The following is a 17,032-nucleotide window of genomic DNA, read 5'->3' as shown; positions in this document are numbered from 1 at the left end:
CGCCCCCTTGTCGGGGGCGGCCGATGGAATTGCCAGTGCTGCTGAGTCTTAGTCGCCTTGGTAAAGCGCCAGGCCACCACTGTAATTGCCAAATTTGGTGTACTGCCCCATGAAGGTGAGGCGGATGCTGCCGATTGGACCGTTACGTTGTTTACCGATGATGATTTCGGCCGTTCCCTTGTCCGGCGAGTCGGGGTTATACACCTCGTCGCGGTAAATGAACAGGATCACGTCGGCATCCTGCTCAATAGCGCCCGATTCGCGCAAGTCGGACATGACAGGACGCTTGTTCGGGCGTTGTTCCAGCGAGCGGTTCAGCTGGGACAGCGCGATCACGGGACAGCCGAGTTCTTTCGCCAGGCCTTTCAAGCCCCGCGAAATCTCGGAAATCTCCGTGGCGCGGTTGTCGCCGGGAGTATTGGCCGACATCAGCTGCAAGTAATCGACGATGATCAGGCCCAGCTTGCCGCATTGACGCGACAGGCGGCGCGAACGGGCGCGCAATTCGATGGAATTGAGCGCCGGCGTTTCATCGATGTACAACTGGGCGTCGTTCATCTTTTGAATCGCATTCGTCAGGCGCGGCCAGTCTTCGTCGTTCAGGCGGCCCGTGCGCAGGCGGTGCTGGTCCAGCTGACCAACCGAGCCCAGCATACGCATGGCCAGCTGGGCGCCGCCCATCTCCATCGAGAACACGGCCACGGGCAAGCCGCTGTCGATGGCCACGTTTTCGCCGATGTTGACGGAAAACGCCGTCTTGCCCATCGAAGGACGTCCCGCCACGATCACCAGGTCGCCCGGCTGCAGACCCGAGGTCATGCGGTCGAGGTCGATGAAACCGGTGGGCACGCCCGTGATTTCACTCTGGTTGTCGCGGCTGTACAGTTCGTCGATGCGTTCGACCACTTGCGTCAGCAGCGGCTGGATGGCGGTCCAGCCCTGGGCGCCGCGCGCGCCCTCTTCGGCGATGGCGAAGATCTTCGACTCGGCCTCGTCAAGCATCTGCTTGACTTCCTTGCCCTGCGGGCTGAAGGCCGTGCCGGAGATATCGTCGGCGACGGTGATGAGTTTGCGCAGCACGCCGCGGTCGCGCACGATCTCGGCGTAGCGCCGGATGTTCGCGGCCGATGGCGTGTTTTGCGCCATGGCGTTCAGGTAAGCGAGTCCGCCCACATCCTCGGCCTTGCCGAGCTGGGTCAGGGTTTCAAAAACAGTAATGACATCGGCTGGCTTGGAAGCGTTAACCATCTTGACGATTTGCTCGAAGATGATGCGATGGTCATAGCGATAGAAATCCTCCGCATGCATGAAGTCGGCAATGCGGTCATAGGCGGCATTGTCGCGCAGCAGACCACCGATGACGGATTGTTCTGCTTCGATCGAATGCGGCGGAATACGGAGGGAATCCAGTTGCGGATCAGAGGGGGCGTTCATGGCGCGAATTATACCCGCTTCGGCGTGTCGGCAAAAATAAAGGGCTGAAATTGAGCGAAAAAAAGGCCACAAAAAAGCCGGGCGAACCCGGCTTTTCATAGTGCGGCAACGCTTGCGGGCCAGGCCCGCAGACGATTACGCGTTCGCGTCTGGTACGACAGCGATAACGACTTCCACGACCACGTCGGTGTGCAGAGCAACCGAAACGTTGTGCTCGCCAACGATCTTCAGCGGGCCGGTAGGCATGCGGATTTGTGCTTTTTCAACAGCAAAACCTTGCTTGGTCAGCGCTTCAGCGATGTCGAAGTTGGTGACGGAACCGAACAGACGGCCATCAACGCCAGCTTTTTGAGCAACTTGAACGGTCAGGCCGCTCAGTTTTTCGCCCTGGGCTTGCGATGCGGCCAGTTTGGCGGCAGCAGCTTTTTCCAGTTCGGCGCGCTTGACTTCGAATTCAGCCACAGCGGTTGCCGTAGCACGACGTGCCAGGCGTTGCGGGATCAGGAAGTTACGTGCGTAACCGTCTTTGACTTTGACGACTTCGCCGAGGTTACCGACGTTAACAACTTTTTCTAACAGAATGATTTGCATAGTTCTTCTCCAGGAATATCTGACCGATTAAGCGTGGTGCAGATCGGTGTATGGCAGCAGCGCGAGGAAGCGGGCGCGCTTGATTGCGGTGTCGACTTGGCGCTGGTAGTGCGCTTTGGTACCGGTCAGGCGTGCTGGCATGATCTTGCCGTTTTCCTGGACGAAGTCTTTCAGCGTGTCGACGTCTTTGTAGTCGACTTGCTCAACGTGAGCTGCCGTGAAGCGGCAGAACTTCTTGCGTTTGAACAAAGGGTTTTGCTGTTTGCGTTTTTCTTTAAGCTTGAGCTTATTTTTGTCGAACTTTTTACCGAATGCCATGTCAGGCTCCTGTATCTAAAATGCGCTAGTCGGGGTGACTGCACTAAAATCAATGATGTGAAACACCAAACTCTTGCTGTTGCGGCTTTTCCTGGCCAGGAAACCCGTGAACTGATATACCCCGCCCAAGCTTGCCTGGCTGAACCGGCCTGAGATTTCGCCAGCGGCAAGCGCGGCAACATCAAACTCGGTCAAACGGGCAATTCCTGCTTCCATCTGCTGCGAACTGTGCTGCAATACTGCATTCACAATCGGCAGCCCTGCCGGGGTATAGCGCAATATTTCGCGCTCGGCAATGATGGCGGTTACTTGTAGCTGGTTCAGCGCACGATCCTGGTCAAGAATTAAGCTGCTGCGGCTGGAGCGGCTGCTGGTGCTTCGGTGCGGTGGCTTTTGGCCGCGTCTTCGCGTTGTACCGATTTCATCATCGGCGAAGGAGCTGTTTCAGCTTTCTTCATTTTAACGGTCAGGTGACGCAACACGGCATCATTGAATTTGAATGCTGTTTCCAACTCGACCAGGGTCTCGTTGTCGCATTCGATGTTCAGGCAGATGTAGTGTGCTTTAGGCAGCTTTTGGATCGAGTAAGCCATTTGACGGCGGCCCCAATCTTCCACGCGGTGAACCGAACCGCCGCGGGTGGTTACGCTGGCTTTGTAGCGTTCGATCATCGCGGGCACTTGCTCGCTTTGGTCCGGATGGACGATAAAGACTATTTCATAATGACGCATGCAAACTCCTTCAGGTCGGATTGATAATCGCCCACCCCGGCGTCAAGACAGGTGTGGGAAGGTCAGCCGGAGAGTATAGCCGGTTTTACGCCAACGATCAAGCCCCCGCGCATGCTGGCGCGGGGGCCTGGCCGCTAGTCCAGCAACAACTGCAGCACGGGCACGATCTTGATGCCCTGGCAAGCCTGGTCCGCAGCGCTGTCCGGGAACGGATATCCGCTGCAAGGGCGGTAAGGATAGTCACTCGGCAACAATGTCGGGAAGCCCAGCTCGCCAGCCACGTCGATACCGGACGACAGCGGCCCCTTGAACAAGCCGCGGAACAGCGCGCTGCGCACGGCGGGACGCCATGGCACGAAACCGGCCGGGGCGGCGTAGGACGCCGGCTGCGCATACGGCGCGCCCACGGCGTTCGGACGCGGCGGCGGCACGGCCATCCACTGGTGATTGCCGTCGATGCTGGCGATGGCGTCGGCGATGACGTTATCGGTCTGCGCAAACACGGAGCGCCCCGCTTCCGGCGCCGCCCCAGCGAGTTGCCCCAACGCCACCAAACCCGCCGTATCGAGCAGCGACAGCTTGGCCAGCACGACGGCGTTATAGGCCACCGCATATCGCTGCGGATCGAAGGCGCCATCCGTCACGCGCATCTCGGCGCGCACGCGCGCGGCAAGGTCGGGAATCATCAGCAGATTCTTGTCATTATGGCGCTCGGGGCGGCTGAAATAGTCGTTCAGGGCGGCATCGTCCATGTCCTTGCTGAACAGCGCCAGGATATCCTGCAATTCGCGCGGCAGCAGGCGGTCGAAGATTTCCGCCATCAGGCGGTCCTTGGCGCTGGCAATCTGCTCGTCGCGCCAGGCGCGGATCTCGGAAGGCGTCGGCAAGCCGAGCAGGTCCCCGGCAAACGCCAGGTCCTCGGCCAGCTTGAGCGCCCGGTCCACCGCCCAGACCACATTCCTGGCGCCGTCGCGCAGCTCGCACCCGGACAGCTCCTGCGCCACACCGAGAATACTCATGTGATAGCAATCGAACCAGCGCGACAACGGCTCGGTCGCGCTGGCCGCCCGGTCCGTGGAATTGAGCAATGACTGGCTCGTCGCCTTCACATATTCGCGCATGGCAACATCGACATCATTGCGCCAGCCCATCAGCGGCCCCTTGATCGGCGACGTGTTCTGCCCCATGCGCTGGCTGAAATCAATGGCGGCATTGCTGACGATCTGCACCAGCTTTTGCGATGCCACCGCAGCATCGCGCACGGCGATGCTGGCCTGCAACAGCTGCTGCCGCTTGGCCGCCAGCTTGCCATTGAGCGAGCCCAGGGCCGCATTGACCGAGCCATTGATGGAGTCGATTACATCGTTTGCCTTTTGACATGCATGATAGCCGAACGGATCCTGCCATTTTTTCGGGCAACTTGCCTTGCGGCGCAACTCGCTTTCCTTGCTGGAAATCTGCAGGTGCAGCTGGAGTATCTCCTGCTCGACACTGAATACCGTCTGCGTGGCCGTCTTCACGCCGCTGAACAAGGCATCGTCAAGATGCTGCGTGGCATTAACCAGATCGTTTGCCAGGGACTGGATGCGGTCCTCGCCCGCCTGCACCTTGGGGATGATGACATTGGCCTTGTCGATGATCTTTTGCGCGTCGTTCGACGACAGCGCCACGCCCCAGTTCGACGCAAACAGCCGCACGACCGCGACGTCGAGCTGGTTCCACGCAGGATTGGCCACCATCGCGTCGATGGATTTGCGGTAGGCATGGTAGGCCGCCAAATGCCGTCCATACTTGCCGCGGCTGTATTGCTCCTGCACCGTATCGTTGAGCACCAGCGTGTCGCGCACAAACGTGCCGAATGCATCGCTGGGCTTGATCAAGGCGCGCACGGCGCCAAGCTGCCTGCCCGTGTGGTCGCGCAACGGCGGCGTCAGCCTCCCGATAAAGCCCTCGAGCGCAATATGCCGCTGCTCCACCAGCGTTTCATCGGCCAGGTCAAAGATGTCTCCCGCATACTGATTGACATACGTATGGGCGAACATGTCGGCCGAGGCATGCCCCAGGTAGCCATAGGCGTATGCCGTGCCCGCGGCGTTACCCCTGGCGCTGTTGAGCAGGAAACGCAGCCAGTCGTTGGTCTTCCAGCCGTCTTCGATGCCGGGATGGACGATGGTTTGCCCGACGAGAATATCCGGCGCCGAGTCGGGACCTATATTCCCCAGCAAGAACTCCGTCTGGTTCGCCAGGATGGCGCTGCGCACATGCGCGGGCACTTCGAGGGTGACGGGCTTTCCCTGCAATACAATAGTGATCTTGCCATCGTCCGCCAGATCGTTGATGACCTGCTGCCCCACCCAGACATGCGTGCCCAGGGTAAAGGCGCACGCATTCCCGGCAAACAAGATGCCCAGCAAGCCAGCCAGCAAGGTGAAACGCTTACCACATCGGTCGATCATGGAATCCTTTTATAGTTTTACGGATGAAGAGAGGCACACATGGCCCGGATGCCACATTGCCAAAAAAATATCATGCGCATACTAGCAGAGAAAATTGCAAATTGGCAATAAATTGAAGTGATCGCGCCAGGAACAAGCCGATCGGTGAATTATTTTGCGAAATGGTGAAATTGGGCTTGCATAGTCGGCGATACTGTACAAAAATACAGACTGTTCATATAGACAGCATTTTAGTATGCACCCACCGCTCATGATCAAGCTGACAGCACGACAAGAACAAATCCTGAACCTGATCAAGGACGCGATTGAAAATACGGGCTTTCCTCCCACCCGCGCCGAGATTGCCAATGAATTGGGTTTTAAATCGGCCAATGCGGCCGAAGAGCATTTGCAGGCCCTGGCCCGCAAGGGCGCGATCGAGATTTCGCCAGGCACGTCGCGCGGCATCCGCCTGATCGGCGCGGCGGCCGAAACGCTGCCATCGAAGGTGCCGGCAGCGCTGCTGATGTCGCTACCGCTGATCGGCCGCGTGGCGGCCGGTTCGCCCATCCTGGCGCAGGAAAACCTGGAAGCGAGCTACAACGTCGACCCGGCCCTGTTCTCGGCCAAGCCCGACTTCCTGCTGAAGGTGCGCGGCTGGTCCATGCGCGACGCCGGCATCATGGATGGCGACTTGTTGGCAGTCAAGAAGGTCGACAGCGCCAAGAATGGCCAGATCGTCGTCGCCCGCATCGGCGACGAAGTCACCGTCAAGCGCTACAAGAAGACGGGCTCCGTCATCGAACTGCTGCCGGAAAACCCCGATTTCAAGGTCATTACCGTGTCGCCGGAAGACGAATTCGCCCTGGAAGGGCTGGCAGTTGGCTTGATGCGCAGCTGGCATTGATTTTTCCTGGCAGCTGTCGCACGTAAAACGCAAAAAGGGCCGCAACAGTCATGCTGTTGCGGCCCTTTTTTATCGCCCGGGCGTTTTATGCCTCCAGCGCATTACGGAAATCCTCGAGCAGGTCCGCCTCGTCCTCGATGCCGACGGAGACGCGGATCAGCGATTCGGCGATGCCCATGCTGGCGCGGCGCTCGGCGCCCATCTCGTAAAAGATCGTGTGGGCAACGGGAATGACGAGGGTGCGCGTGTCACCGAGGTTGCTGGCCGGGATAGCCAGGTTCAGGCGATTGAGGAAATCGAAGCAGTCGATGCCGTCTTTCAACTCAAAGCTGAACAGGGAGCCATAGCTGCGGAACAAGTCCGTTGCCAGCGCGTGCTGCGGATGCGAGGCCAAGCCCGGATAATGCACGGCAGCCACGCGTGGATCCGCCTGCAGCATGGTCGCCAGCGCCAGGGCGTTGGAGCAGGTACGGTCCATGCGCAGGGCCATGGTTTCCGCGCCGACGGCGATATGGTGCGCCGCTTCCGGTCCCAGCGAGGCGCCGAAGTCGCGCAAGGCCTTGGCGCGGATTTGCGCGATGCCCCACTGGGCCGGCGCCGCCTTTTTATAATTGTCAAGGATGTTCGGATATTGCGTCCAGTCGAACACGCCCGTGTCCGTCAAGCTGCCGCCCAGTGCATTGCCGTGGCCGCCGATGGACTTGGTCAGCGCATTGACCGCCAGGCCGGCGCCCACGGCTTTCGGGCGGAACAAATACGGCGTCGTCATGGTGTTGTCGACGATATACAGGATGCCTTTTTCGCGGCACAACTCGCCGATCTTCGCCAGGTCGGCGATCTGCGTGCGCGGATTGGCGATGGTTTCGACAAACACGATGCGCGTGGCCGGCGTGATGGCGGCCGCCACGTTGGCCACATCGGTGGCGTCGACGAACGACACGGCCATGCCCTGCCCCGTCACCGTCTGCCACAGGCTGTTGGTGTTACCGAATAGAAAGGCCGACGACACGACGTGGTCGCCCGCGCGCAGCAGCGCCTGCACGACGGCGCCGATGGCGCCCATGCCGGTGGCGAAGCACAGCGTGGCCACGCCGTCCTCCATCTTGTTGACCTTGTCTTCCAGCGCGGAAACGGTCGGATTGCCCTGGCGGCCGTAGCGGAAGCCGGGCTCCTTGCCCTGGAACACGGAAGCGAGCTGGCGCGCATCGCCGTAGCCGAACGCGACGGACGTGTGCACGGGCTTGTGCAGCGAACCGTGCTCGATGCCCTTGCGACGGTCGTTATGCAGGATGGTGGTGGTAAAGCCGTAAGTCTTGTTGTCGCTCATGGTCGGGTGGTGCGCAAGGCAGTGAAAAAGTCAGACAAAAAAAAGCCCGGCGCAGGCCGGGCTGGACGATTATGCTTCCGTCGTCGCCAGGTTCAGGTTCAGCTGGGAACGCGGCGTATCCTCGGGCGCTGCCGCCTTCGGATGGTGGCGCGCGTACTCCAGGCGGTCCAGGTATTCCTGCGACACGTCGCCCGTCACGTACACGCCATCGAAGCACGACGCCTCGAAACTGGTCAGGGCCGGGTTGACGTCGGCAATCGCCTGCTTCAGCGCGCCGATATCCTGGTACACCAGGTAATCGGCCGTGATTTCGCGGCACACTTCTTCCGTCGTGCGGCCATAGGCGATCAGCTCGTCGCGCGTCGGCATGTCGATGCCGTACACGTTCGGGTAAATCACCGGAGGCGCGGCCGAGGCGAAGATGACTTTCGTCGCGCCCGCTTCGCGCGCCATCTGCACGATTTCACGGCTGGTGGTGCCGCGCACGATGGAATCGTCGACCAGCAGCACGACCTTGTCCTTGAACTCGGACGGGATCGCGTTGAGCTTCTGGCGCACGGATTTCTTGCGCGCCGCCTGGCCCGGCATGATGAAGGTGCGGCCGATATAGCGGTTCTTGATGAAGCCTTCGCGGTACTCGATGTTCAGCGCCATGGCCAGCTGGATGGCGGCCGGACGCGAGGAATCGGGGATCGGCATGACCACGTCGATATGCACGCCGGGTAATTCGGTGCGGATCTTTTCGGCCAGGTATTCGCCCATTTTCAGGCGCGTGGCGTACACGGAGGCGCCGTCGATGACGGAATCGGGACGGGCCAGGTAGACGAACTCGAACACGCACGGGTTCAGGCTGGCGTTGTCGGCGCACTGGCGGCTGTGCAATTGCTTGTCGGCGTCGATGAAGACGGCTTCGCCGGGGCCGATGTCGCGCACGAAGCGGAAGCCCATGCCTTCCAGGGCCACGGATTCGGACGCGATCAGGTATTCGGCGCCCTGCTCCGTTTCATTGATGCCCAGGCACAGCGGACGGATGCCGTGCGGGTCGCGGAAGGCCAGCAAGCCCACGCCGGCGATCTGCGCCACGGCAGCGTAGCCACCCTTGACGCGACGGTTCAGCACGGTCACGGCCTTGAAGATGGCGTCCGGGTCCAGGTTCAGGCCCGTCGTCGCTTCCTGGATTTCATGCGCGAGCACGTTGAGCAGCACTTCCGAGTCGGAATCGGTATTGATGTGGCGGCGGTCGTTCTTGAACATTTCCTGTTTCAACTGTTCCCAGTTGGTCAGGTTGCCATTGTGCGCCAGCGTGATGCCGAACGGCGCATTCACATAAAACGGCTGTGCTTCCTCTTCGCTCGACGAACCGGCCGTCGGGTAGCGACAGTGGCCGATGCCCGTTGTGCCTTGCAGCGAACGCATGTTGCGCGTACGGAAGACGTCACGTACGAGGCCATTGGCCTTGTGCATGGAAAACATACTGCTGTGATTGGTCGCAATCCCTGCCGCGTCCTGGCCGCGATGTTGCAAGAGCAACAATGCGTCATAGAGCAATTGATTGACAGGTTGATGGGAAACGACGCCGACGATGCCACACATGGTGTGCTCCTAAACTGTGCTACTGATTTTAAAAAAATTTCAAAATTTCACATGCTGCGCATAGGCGGCAGGCAGATAAGGCTTGATGGCGCGCGCGCCCTGTTCCGCGACCGGGCTGAGCAGCGCGTTTTTCCAGAATGGCTGCTGCGGGATGGACGTCATGCCACACAAGATGACGGCGGTCAGCACGATCACAAGGCCCCGCGCCAGGCCAAACAGGCTGCCCAGGGTGCGGTCGGCCAGGCTCAGTCCCGTCACCTTGACGAGCGCATCGACCGTCATGGACAGCAATCCCATCAGAATGCGCACGCCGATGAACAGCACCACGAAAGCGAGCAACAGGCGGATGGCTTCGCCCGGCACGGCTTCCGGCAGGAATTTCGCCAGGGTGGCGCCATACGCATTGGCAATGACGAAAGCCACGATCCAGCTGACCAGCGACAGTATTTCCTTGACCAGGCCACGCATCATGCTGATCAGCACGGACGTCACCAGCACGAACAGCACCAGGTAATCGAAGATCGTCACGCGCGTTCAGCCTTGCATCATCACGCCGGCACCAGGCTACCGCCCAGGCCCAGCTTTTGCAGCTTGGCGCGCGTCTTTTCCGCATCGTCGCGGCTGCCGAACGGCCCCACTCGCACGCGGATGCGCTCGCCTGCAGGGCTGGAGACTTTCTGCGTATACGACTTGATGCCCGCTTCGCGCAGTTTTTCCTGCAATTCGTCCACCTTGTCCTGCGTCGCCAGGGCCGCCACCTGCACCACGAACTTGCCGCTGCCGGCGTCGTGCGCCTTCTCTTGCGGCTTGTCCAGCGGCTTGCCTTCCAGAATCGCCAGGGCGCGCGCCGCATCGTCGGCAGACTGCGCCGGCTTGGCCGGTTTCGCTTCGGGCTTGGCTTCCGGCTTCACTTCATGCTTGGGCTCGGGCTTCGTTTCCGGCTTGGGTTCGTGCTTTGGTTCCGGCTTCGCTTCATGCTTCGGCTCGGGTTTCGGTTCGGGCTTGACGGGTTTCGGTTCCGCTTTCGGCTCCACATAGGCGGGCTTGGCCGGCACGGGCTGGGCCGCGGCCAGCACGGGCGCCGGAGCAGGTTTGGCTGCCGGAGGCAGCGGCGCATCGACGATTTCCTCGGACTGGTCGAGGCCATTGTTCGCTGCCGACGCCGGGGCCGGTACGGCCTGCACGGGGGCGGGCGCGGGCGCGGCGGCGACCTTCTCTTTCGACGGAATGTCGATGGCGATATCGTTGACGGGCGCCTTCGGCTCGGAGTCGAGCAGCATCGGCAAGCCGACGGCCACGCCCAGGGCCAGGGCGATGGCCCCGACCAGGCGGCGGCGCGCGCGTTTCTTTTCAGGCAAGACCGGATCCGGCGCTTCCTTGCCGCCACGGCGCGAACCACCGCCACCGGCAGTGTTGGCGGCGCGCTTGCGGGTCGGCGACTGTGCTTCGCCAGGGACATAAAAGCCGCTGTCTTCGCCAGAGGATTCTTGCTTGTTTTTAAACAGTTTCGAGAACAAGCCCATGCGTGATTTTCAGTCGAGTGCGTTTCAGTGAAGTGAGGATTTTCGGGCCTTCATCACGCCGGCAACGGTGAGGAAAGAACCAAAGACCACAATTCTATCATTCTCACCGGCCCGGCTCATTGCATTTGCAAAAGCTTGTGCCGGATCATCGAAAATAGACACAGTATGCTCGCTGCTGTCGGGCTTATCTTCGAGCATGATTTGCACCTTGGCCGCCAGTTCCGATGCCGTGGCCGCACGCGGCGAAGGCAGGCCTGTCAGGCACCAGTGGTCGACATGTTCGGCCATTGCGGCCAGTACGCCATCGATATCCTTGTCCTGCATGGAACCGAAGACGGCGTAGGTGTACGGGTGAAAACCCATATTGCCCAGGTTCTGGTTCAGCGCCGAGGCCGCGTGGGGGTTGTGCGCCACGTCGAGGATCACGCTGGGGCGGCCAGGCAAGACCTGGAAGCGGCCCGGCAATTCCACCGTCACGAGGCCCGTGCGCACTTCCTGCGCACCCACCGGCAGTTTCAGCTTCAGCACTTCCAGCGCCGCCAGCACGGCCGTCGCGTTGAGGATCTGGTTGGCGCCGCGCAAGCTCGGGTAGGCCAGCGAATTGCGGCGCTGTTCGCGCCCGCCATAGTTCCACTGCTGCTTGTCACCCGAATAATTGAAATCGCGGCCCATCAGCCACAGGTCGGCGCCGATGGCTTCGGCATGGTCGATCAGCGACTGCGGCGGCACGGGGTCGCTGCAGATGGCCGCCTTGCCCGGGCGGAAGATGCCGGCCTTTTCAAAGCCGATGGCTTCGCGCGTGTCGCCCAGGTAATCCGTATGGTCGATATCGACGCTGGTGACGATGGCCACGTCGGCGTCGATCACGTTGACGGCGTCCAGGCGCCCGCCCAGGCCCACCTCCAGGATGGCCACGTCCAGCTTTGCTTGCGACAGCAGCTGCAAAATGGCCAGGGTGGTGAATTCAAAATACGTGAGTGGCGTGTCGCCGCGCACGGCTTCAACAAAGTTGAAGCTGGCGACGAGCTGTTCGTCGCTGGCCATCTCGCCCAGCACGCGCGCGCGCTCGTTGAAATCGAGGAAATGCGGCTTGATGTACAGCCCCACTTTGTAGCCGGCACGCAACAGCACGGATTCCAGCATGGCACAGGTGGAACCCTTGCCATTCGTGCCCGCCACCATGATCACGGGGCAGGTAAAAGCCAGCTGCATGCGCGCCTTGACGGCTTGCACGCGGTCCAGGCCCATGTTGATCTGGGTTTCCGAATGCCGGGTTTCCAGCATGGCGAGCCAGTCTGGCAGGGTGATGGGGAGGTTTTGCATGGGAGACTTCTTGATGAGGAGCGATGCGCCGGGCGCGGAGACGGTAGGACGTGGCAACCGGGCGGGTCCAGGGGACGCCGCCCGGCCTGTTACTTTGGCGAATTACGCCAGGACTTCGACGGCCTGGTTTTGCAGCAAGGCCAGCAGGCGGGCGATTTCTTCGCGCATCTTGCGGCGGTCGACGATCATGTCGACGGCGCCCTTGGTGACGAGGAATTCGGCGCGCTGGAAGCCTTCCGGCAATTTTTCGCGCACGGTGTTTTCAATCACGCGCGGGCCGGCAAAGCCGATCAGCGCCTTGGGCTCGGCAATGACGACGTCGCCCATGAAGGCGAACGAGGCCGATACGCCGCCCATGGTCGGGTCGGTCAGCACGCTGATGAATGGCAATTTCTTTTCCGACAGCTTGGTCAGCATGGCCGTGGTCTTGGCCATCTGCATCAGGGACAGCAAGCCTTCCTGCATGCGCGCGCCACCGGTGGCGGTGATGCAAATGAACGGCACTTTCTGTTCCAGCGCGATCTGCGCGCCGCGCACGAAACGCTCGCCCACGACGGAGCCCATCGAGCCGCCCATGAATTCGAATTCGAAGCACGCCACGACCACTGGCAGGCTCATGATGGCGCCGCCCATGACGACCATCGCATCCGTCTCGCCCGTCGCTTCCATGGCGGATTTCAGGCGGTCCGGGTATTTCTTGCTGTCCTTGAACTTCAGCGTATCGACGGGCAGGATTTCCTGGCCGATTTCATAGCGGCCACCGGCGTCGAGCAGGCTGTCGAGGCGTTCACGGGCGCGGATGCGCATGTGATGGTCGCATTTCGGGCACACGTGCAGATTCGATTCCAGGTCCGTACGGTATAGCACGGCTTCGCAGGACGGGCACTTGACCCACAGGCCTTCCGGCATGGTCTTGCGTGCGCCAGCATCAGAGCGCTGTATGCGCGGTGGCAGCAGTTTTTCCAACCAACTCATATTTTCTCCTTGGGCCCTTGTAGGGGTGGCGTCGGTGGACGCCCCCGGCAGACGGTAAACGGCAGCGCCCCGCAGGACGCCGCCAAAAATTTTATCTATTGCACAATGACAGGCAAATCAGTGGCCGAAGTGTAGCCGTTTATCGCCGGGCTGTCGAACTTTGCCACCACCTTGATGGCATAAACGACAAGCTTGCTCAGGCATCCAGTGCGGCGCGGATACCGGCCGTAAAGCTGCGCACGGCGTCCACGGCGCCGCCTTCCGGCGCATTTTCAATTTCCTGGATGATGCGGCTGCCGATCACGACCGCATCGGCCACCTTGGCAACGGCCTGGGCCGTGGCGCCATCGCGGATGCCGAAGCCTACGCCGATGGGTAATTTTACATGCTGGCGGATGGCGGCGAGGCGTTCTGCCACCTGTTCCGTATCAATGTTACCGGCGCCCGTGACGCCTTTCAGCGACACGTAATAGCTGAAGCCGCCGCCGACCTTGGCCACTTGCGCGATGCGCTCCTCGGTCGAGGTGGGCGCCAGCAGGAAGATCAGGTCGAGGCCCGCCTCGCGCATGGCGGCGGCGAATTCCTCGCACTCTTCCGGCGGATAGTCGACGACGATGGCGCCGTCGGCGCCGGCCGCTTGCGCCGCTGCAATAAACGCGGCGCTGCCGATGCGCTCGATGGGGTTCGCATAGCCCATCAGCACCACCGGGGTCGTCTGGTTGGTCTCGCGGAACTGGCGCACATAGCCGAACACGTCGTGGATGCCGACGTTGAATTTCAAGGCCCGTTCGCAGGCGCGCTGGATGACGGGGCCTTCGGCCATGGGGTCGGAAAACGGCACGCCCAGCTCCAGCACGTCGGCGCCGCCCTCGACGAGGGCGTGCATCAGCGGCACGGTGGCGTCGGGGCCGGGGTCGCCGGCGGTAATAAACGTGACCAGGGCGGTCTTGTTGTGGGATTTTAAGTTGGCAAAGGTAGTGGCGATACGGGACATGGGATGCTTTCGTGTAGTCAGTGAGAAATGTCGGGTGAGGCGCCTGCGCGCCGACCCGACCTGCCAGGGCTTGTCAGCTGCTTAACTGAAATTCAAACCCATGCGTTCCGCCACCGTATGCATGTCCTTGTCGCCACGGCCCGACAGGTTGGCCAGTACAATTTTGTCTTTGGGCAAGGTGGCCGCCAGCTTGGCCGCGTAGGCCAGCGCGTGCGACGATTCCAGGGCCGGGATGATGCCTTCGATATGGCAGCAGTCGTGGAAAGCCTGCAGCGCCTCGTCATCCGTGATGGACACGTATTGCGCGCGGCCCGAATCTTTCAGCCACGCGTGTTCCGGGCCCACGCCCGGGTAGTCGAGGCCGGCCGAGACGGAATGCGTCTCGATGATCTGGCCATTCTCGTCCTGCAACAGATAGGTGCGGTTGCCGTGCAGCACGCCCGGGAAGCCGGCCGTCAGCGAGGCCGAGTGCTTGCCCGTGTCCAGCCCTTCGCCGGCCGCTTCCACGCCGATCAGCTTGACGTCCTTCTGGTCGATATACGGATAAAAGATGCCCATGGCGTTCGAGCCGCCGCCGATGCAGGCCAGCACATAATCGGGCTGGCGGCCCGTCATTTCCGGCATCTGCACCAGGCATTCCTCGCCGATCACGGACTGGAAGTCGCGCACCATCATCGGATACGGATGGGGGCCGGCCACGGTGCCGATGATATAGAAGGTGTTTTCAATATTGGTGACCCAGTCGCGCATGGCTTCGTTCAGCGCATCCTTAAGGGTCTTGGAGCCGGATTCGACGGGCACGACGGTGGCGCCCAGCAATTTCATGCGGTACACGTTCTGCGCCTGGCGCTTGACGTCTTCGCTGCCCATGTAGACCACGCATTCGAGGCCGAAGCGGGCACAGATGGTGGCCGTGGCCACGCCATGCTGGCCGGCGCCCGTCTCGGCGATGATGCGCGGCTTGCCCATGCGCTTGGCCAGCAGGGCCTGGCCGATGACGTTATTGATCTTGTGCGCGCCCGTGTGGTTCAAGTCTTCGCGCTTGAAATAAATTTGCGCGCCACCCGCCATCCCGGACCAGCGCTTGGCGTGGTAGATGGGCGACGGACGGCCGACAAAATGCTTCAGCTCGTAGCGGAATTCTTCGAGGAATTCCGGGTCGACACTGTAGCGCGCGTAAGCGTCCTTCAGCTCGGCCAGCGCGTGGGTCAGCGTTTCGGCGACAAACGAGCCGCCGTACGGGCCGAAGTGGCCGCGCAGGTCAGGAAATGGATAGTCGGTAGCGTGGAACAGTGCGGCGGCGGCGCCGGGCGCGTTGGTATGGTCATTCATGGTGGTTTCCTCTGGCAATGATGGCATCGGCATCCTGCACCGCGGCGATGAACGCGCGGATGCGGGATGCGTCCTTGATGCCCTTGGACGCTTCGACACCACTGCTGATGTCGACGGCGTAAGGGCGCACGCGCACCACTGCGTCAGTCGCGTTTTGTACGCTCAAGCCACCACTTAAAACGACCCGAGGCGCGAGTTCTTTTGGAATGAGGGACCAATCAAATACCTTTCCTGCACCGCCATACGCATCCACATAGGTATCCAGCAAGAGGCTGGCAAACAAGGGACTGGCGGCGCGATAGCGCTGTTCGTATTCTAGCAAATCTTCAAAGCGGGTGTCGGGTTTGACGCGGAACACTTGCGTAAATGGCATATTCACGGCGCTGGCGAGCGCGGCGCTGTGCTCGGGCGTCTCGTCGCCGTGAAATTGCAGCAGGGACAAGGGCGCCACAGCCTTTGTCGCCCGCACCTCTTCCACGCTGGCATTGACGAACAGCCCCACCGTCGTCACGTACGGCGGCACGGCGGCGATCAGGGCGGCAGCCTGCTCCGGCGTCACATGGCGCGGGCTTTTCGGATAAAACACGAAACCGATGGCATCGGCGCCCGCCGCCACAACGGCCTGGATATCTTCAACGCGGGTCAGCCCGCAGATTTTGATGCGTGTGCGTGGCATGTTGTTCCTCTATTCGACTTGATATCAATCAAAACCAGGGCAAGGCGCTGCTGCCATCTTGCGGCAAGTTCCACTTCGGGTCGTAATCGATCTTCGCCAGGTACAGGCCGTCCGGCATGAAGGTGGGCGCCGCCGCATGGCGGTCCTTACGTTCCAGCAACTGCCCCAGCCATTCCGGCTTTTCACGGCCCGAGCCCACATACACGAGCGAGCCCACCAGGTTGCGCACCATGTGGTGCAAAAAGGCGTTGGCGGTGATGCTAAAGACGATCAGTTCGCCACGGCGTTCGATCTGGATGTCATGCATGAGCTTGACCGGCGACTTGGCCTGGCATTGCGCGGCGCGAAACGCCGTGAAATCGTGCCAGCCCAGCAAGGGCTGCACGGCCTGGCGCATCAGTTCCACGTCCAGCGGCCGGAAAAAGAAGCCGGCGCGCCCTTCCACCAGCGGCGAACGCGTGGGATTGTTGTATAACACATAATGATAGGTGCGGGCGCGCGCGCTGAAACGAGCATGGAAGAAATCATTGACCGTCGGATCGCCATCGAGTTCCTTGGCCCAGCGCACAGCGATGGACTTGGGCAGGAAGGCATTGACGCCGCGCACCCAGGAGTGCACGTCGCGATTGAGCTCGGTATCGAAATGCACGACTTGCTCGAGCGCATGCACGCCCGTGTCCGTGCGGCCGGCGCACGTGGTGGCCAGGCGCACGCGGGCAAACTTCTCCAGCGCATTTTCCAGCTGGTCTTGCACCGTTTGCCCATCTTCCTGTTTCTGGTACCCATGCCAGGCCATGCCGTCGTATTGCAGACCCAGGGCGATGCGCTTCAATGGCGTTGCTGTCGTAATATTTTGCATCGAAGCATTATACC

The 17,032-nt window shown here is 61.2% G+C and carries 17 protein-coding genes; 1 reads left to right on the top strand and 16 read right to left on the bottom strand.

Features of this window, described 5'->3' with window-relative positions:
- Window positions 1-48: 48 nt before the first annotated feature.
- The 6 genes from YQ44_RS05685 to YQ44_RS05660 form a co-directional block, all read right to left on the bottom strand.
- On the bottom strand, window positions 49-1,434 hold the full coding sequence (locus YQ44_RS05685) for a replicative DNA helicase (RefSeq protein WP_071322553.1): 1,386 nt from the start codon (window positions 1,432-1,434) through the stop codon (window positions 49-51).
- Window positions 1,435-1,569: 135 nt separating this feature from the next.
- Entirely contained in the window at window positions 1,570-2,025 is a 456-nt protein-coding gene (gene rplI / locus YQ44_RS05680; protein ID WP_034783456.1) for a 50S ribosomal protein L9, read from the bottom strand.
- A 27-nt stretch (window positions 2,026-2,052) separates the two neighbouring features.
- Entirely contained in the window at window positions 2,053-2,343 is a 291-nt protein-coding gene (gene rpsR, locus YQ44_RS05675) for a 30S ribosomal protein S18 (RefSeq protein ID WP_010400024.1), read from the bottom strand.
- A gap of 15 nt (window positions 2,344-2,358) precedes the next feature.
- Window positions 2,359-2,667 carry a primosomal replication protein N gene (gene priB, locus YQ44_RS05670; RefSeq protein WP_071322552.1) on the bottom strand — a complete coding sequence of 103 codons (309 nt, stop codon included), beginning with the start codon at window positions 2,665-2,667 and terminating at the stop codon, window positions 2,359-2,361.
- Between the two features lie 20 nt (window positions 2,668-2,687).
- The gene (gene rpsF, locus YQ44_RS05665; protein ID WP_010400028.1) at window positions 2,688-3,074 is read right to left on the bottom strand and encodes a 30S ribosomal protein S6; all 387 of its coding nucleotides are present in this window, start codon (window positions 3,072-3,074) and stop codon (window positions 2,688-2,690) included.
- A 134-nt stretch (window positions 3,075-3,208) separates the two neighbouring features.
- Window positions 3,209-5,530, bottom strand: coding sequence for a zinc dependent phospholipase C family protein (locus YQ44_RS05660; protein WP_156894701.1), 2,322 nt, complete (start codon window positions 5,528-5,530; stop codon window positions 3,209-3,211).
- Window positions 5,531-5,780: 250 nt separating this feature from the next.
- Here YQ44_RS05660 and lexA point away from each other — a divergent pair, with 250 nt between their 5' ends.
- Window positions 5,781-6,416 carry a transcriptional repressor LexA gene (gene lexA / locus YQ44_RS05655; RefSeq protein ID WP_071322550.1) on the top strand — a complete coding sequence of 212 codons (636 nt, stop codon included), beginning with the start codon at window positions 5,781-5,783 and terminating at the stop codon, window positions 6,414-6,416.
- 85 nt (window positions 6,417-6,501) lie between these two features.
- Here lexA and YQ44_RS05650 read toward each other — a convergent pair whose 3' ends face one another.
- The 10 genes from YQ44_RS05650 to truA all read right to left on the bottom strand — a co-directional run bounded on the left by YQ44_RS05650 (window position 6,502) and on the right by truA (window position 17,018).
- On the bottom strand, window positions 6,502-7,743 hold the full coding sequence (locus YQ44_RS05650) for a cystathionine gamma-synthase family protein (protein ID WP_071322549.1): 1,242 nt from the start codon (window positions 7,741-7,743) through the stop codon (window positions 6,502-6,504).
- 69 nt (window positions 7,744-7,812) lie between these two features.
- A complete protein-coding gene (gene purF, locus YQ44_RS05645; protein ID WP_071322548.1) occupies window positions 7,813-9,336 on the bottom strand; it encodes an amidophosphoribosyltransferase in 1,524 nt (507 codons plus the stop codon).
- A gap of 39 nt (window positions 9,337-9,375) precedes the next feature.
- Entirely contained in the window at window positions 9,376-9,864 is a 489-nt protein-coding gene (locus tag YQ44_RS05640) for a CvpA family protein (protein ID WP_071322547.1), read from the bottom strand.
- A 20-nt stretch (window positions 9,865-9,884) separates the two neighbouring features.
- Entirely contained in the window at window positions 9,885-10,859 is a 975-nt protein-coding gene (locus tag YQ44_RS05635; protein WP_071322546.1) for an SPOR domain-containing protein, read from the bottom strand.
- 24 nt (window positions 10,860-10,883) lie between these two features.
- Window positions 10,884-12,182 (bottom strand): bifunctional tetrahydrofolate synthase/dihydrofolate synthase, encoded by a 1,299-nt coding sequence (gene folC, locus YQ44_RS05630; protein ID WP_071322545.1) that lies wholly within the window; start codon window positions 12,180-12,182, stop codon window positions 10,884-10,886.
- 102 nt (window positions 12,183-12,284) lie between these two features.
- On the bottom strand, window positions 12,285-13,157 hold the full coding sequence (gene accD / locus YQ44_RS05625; protein WP_071322544.1) for an acetyl-CoA carboxylase, carboxyltransferase subunit beta: 873 nt from the start codon (window positions 13,155-13,157) through the stop codon (window positions 12,285-12,287).
- Between the two features lie 196 nt (window positions 13,158-13,353).
- Complete coding sequence (gene trpA / locus YQ44_RS05620; RefSeq protein WP_071322543.1) at window positions 13,354-14,151, bottom strand: tryptophan synthase subunit alpha; 798 nt, start codon at window positions 14,149-14,151, stop codon at window positions 13,354-13,356.
- A gap of 81 nt (window positions 14,152-14,232) precedes the next feature.
- Window positions 14,233-15,483, bottom strand: coding sequence for a tryptophan synthase subunit beta (gene trpB, locus YQ44_RS05615; protein ID WP_156894700.1), 1,251 nt, complete (start codon window positions 15,481-15,483; stop codon window positions 14,233-14,235).
- Complete coding sequence (locus tag YQ44_RS05610) at window positions 15,476-16,159, bottom strand: phosphoribosylanthranilate isomerase (RefSeq protein WP_071322542.1); 684 nt, start codon at window positions 16,157-16,159, stop codon at window positions 15,476-15,478. Before YQ44_RS05610 ends, trpB begins: the two co-directional genes overlap by 8 nt.
- Window positions 16,160-16,187: 28 nt before the next feature.
- Window positions 16,188-17,018 (bottom strand): tRNA pseudouridine(38-40) synthase TruA, encoded by an 831-nt coding sequence (gene truA, locus YQ44_RS05605; RefSeq protein WP_198043876.1) that lies wholly within the window; start codon window positions 17,016-17,018, stop codon window positions 16,188-16,190.
- Window positions 17,019-17,032: the final 14 nt, after the last annotated feature.

It is taken from the genome of Janthinobacterium sp. 1_2014MBL_MicDiv (assembly GCF_001865675.1).
Classification (GTDB): domain Bacteria; phylum Pseudomonadota; class Gammaproteobacteria; order Burkholderiales; family Burkholderiaceae_D; genus Janthinobacterium.
This window is presented reverse-complemented; position numbering and strand designations above follow the sequence as displayed.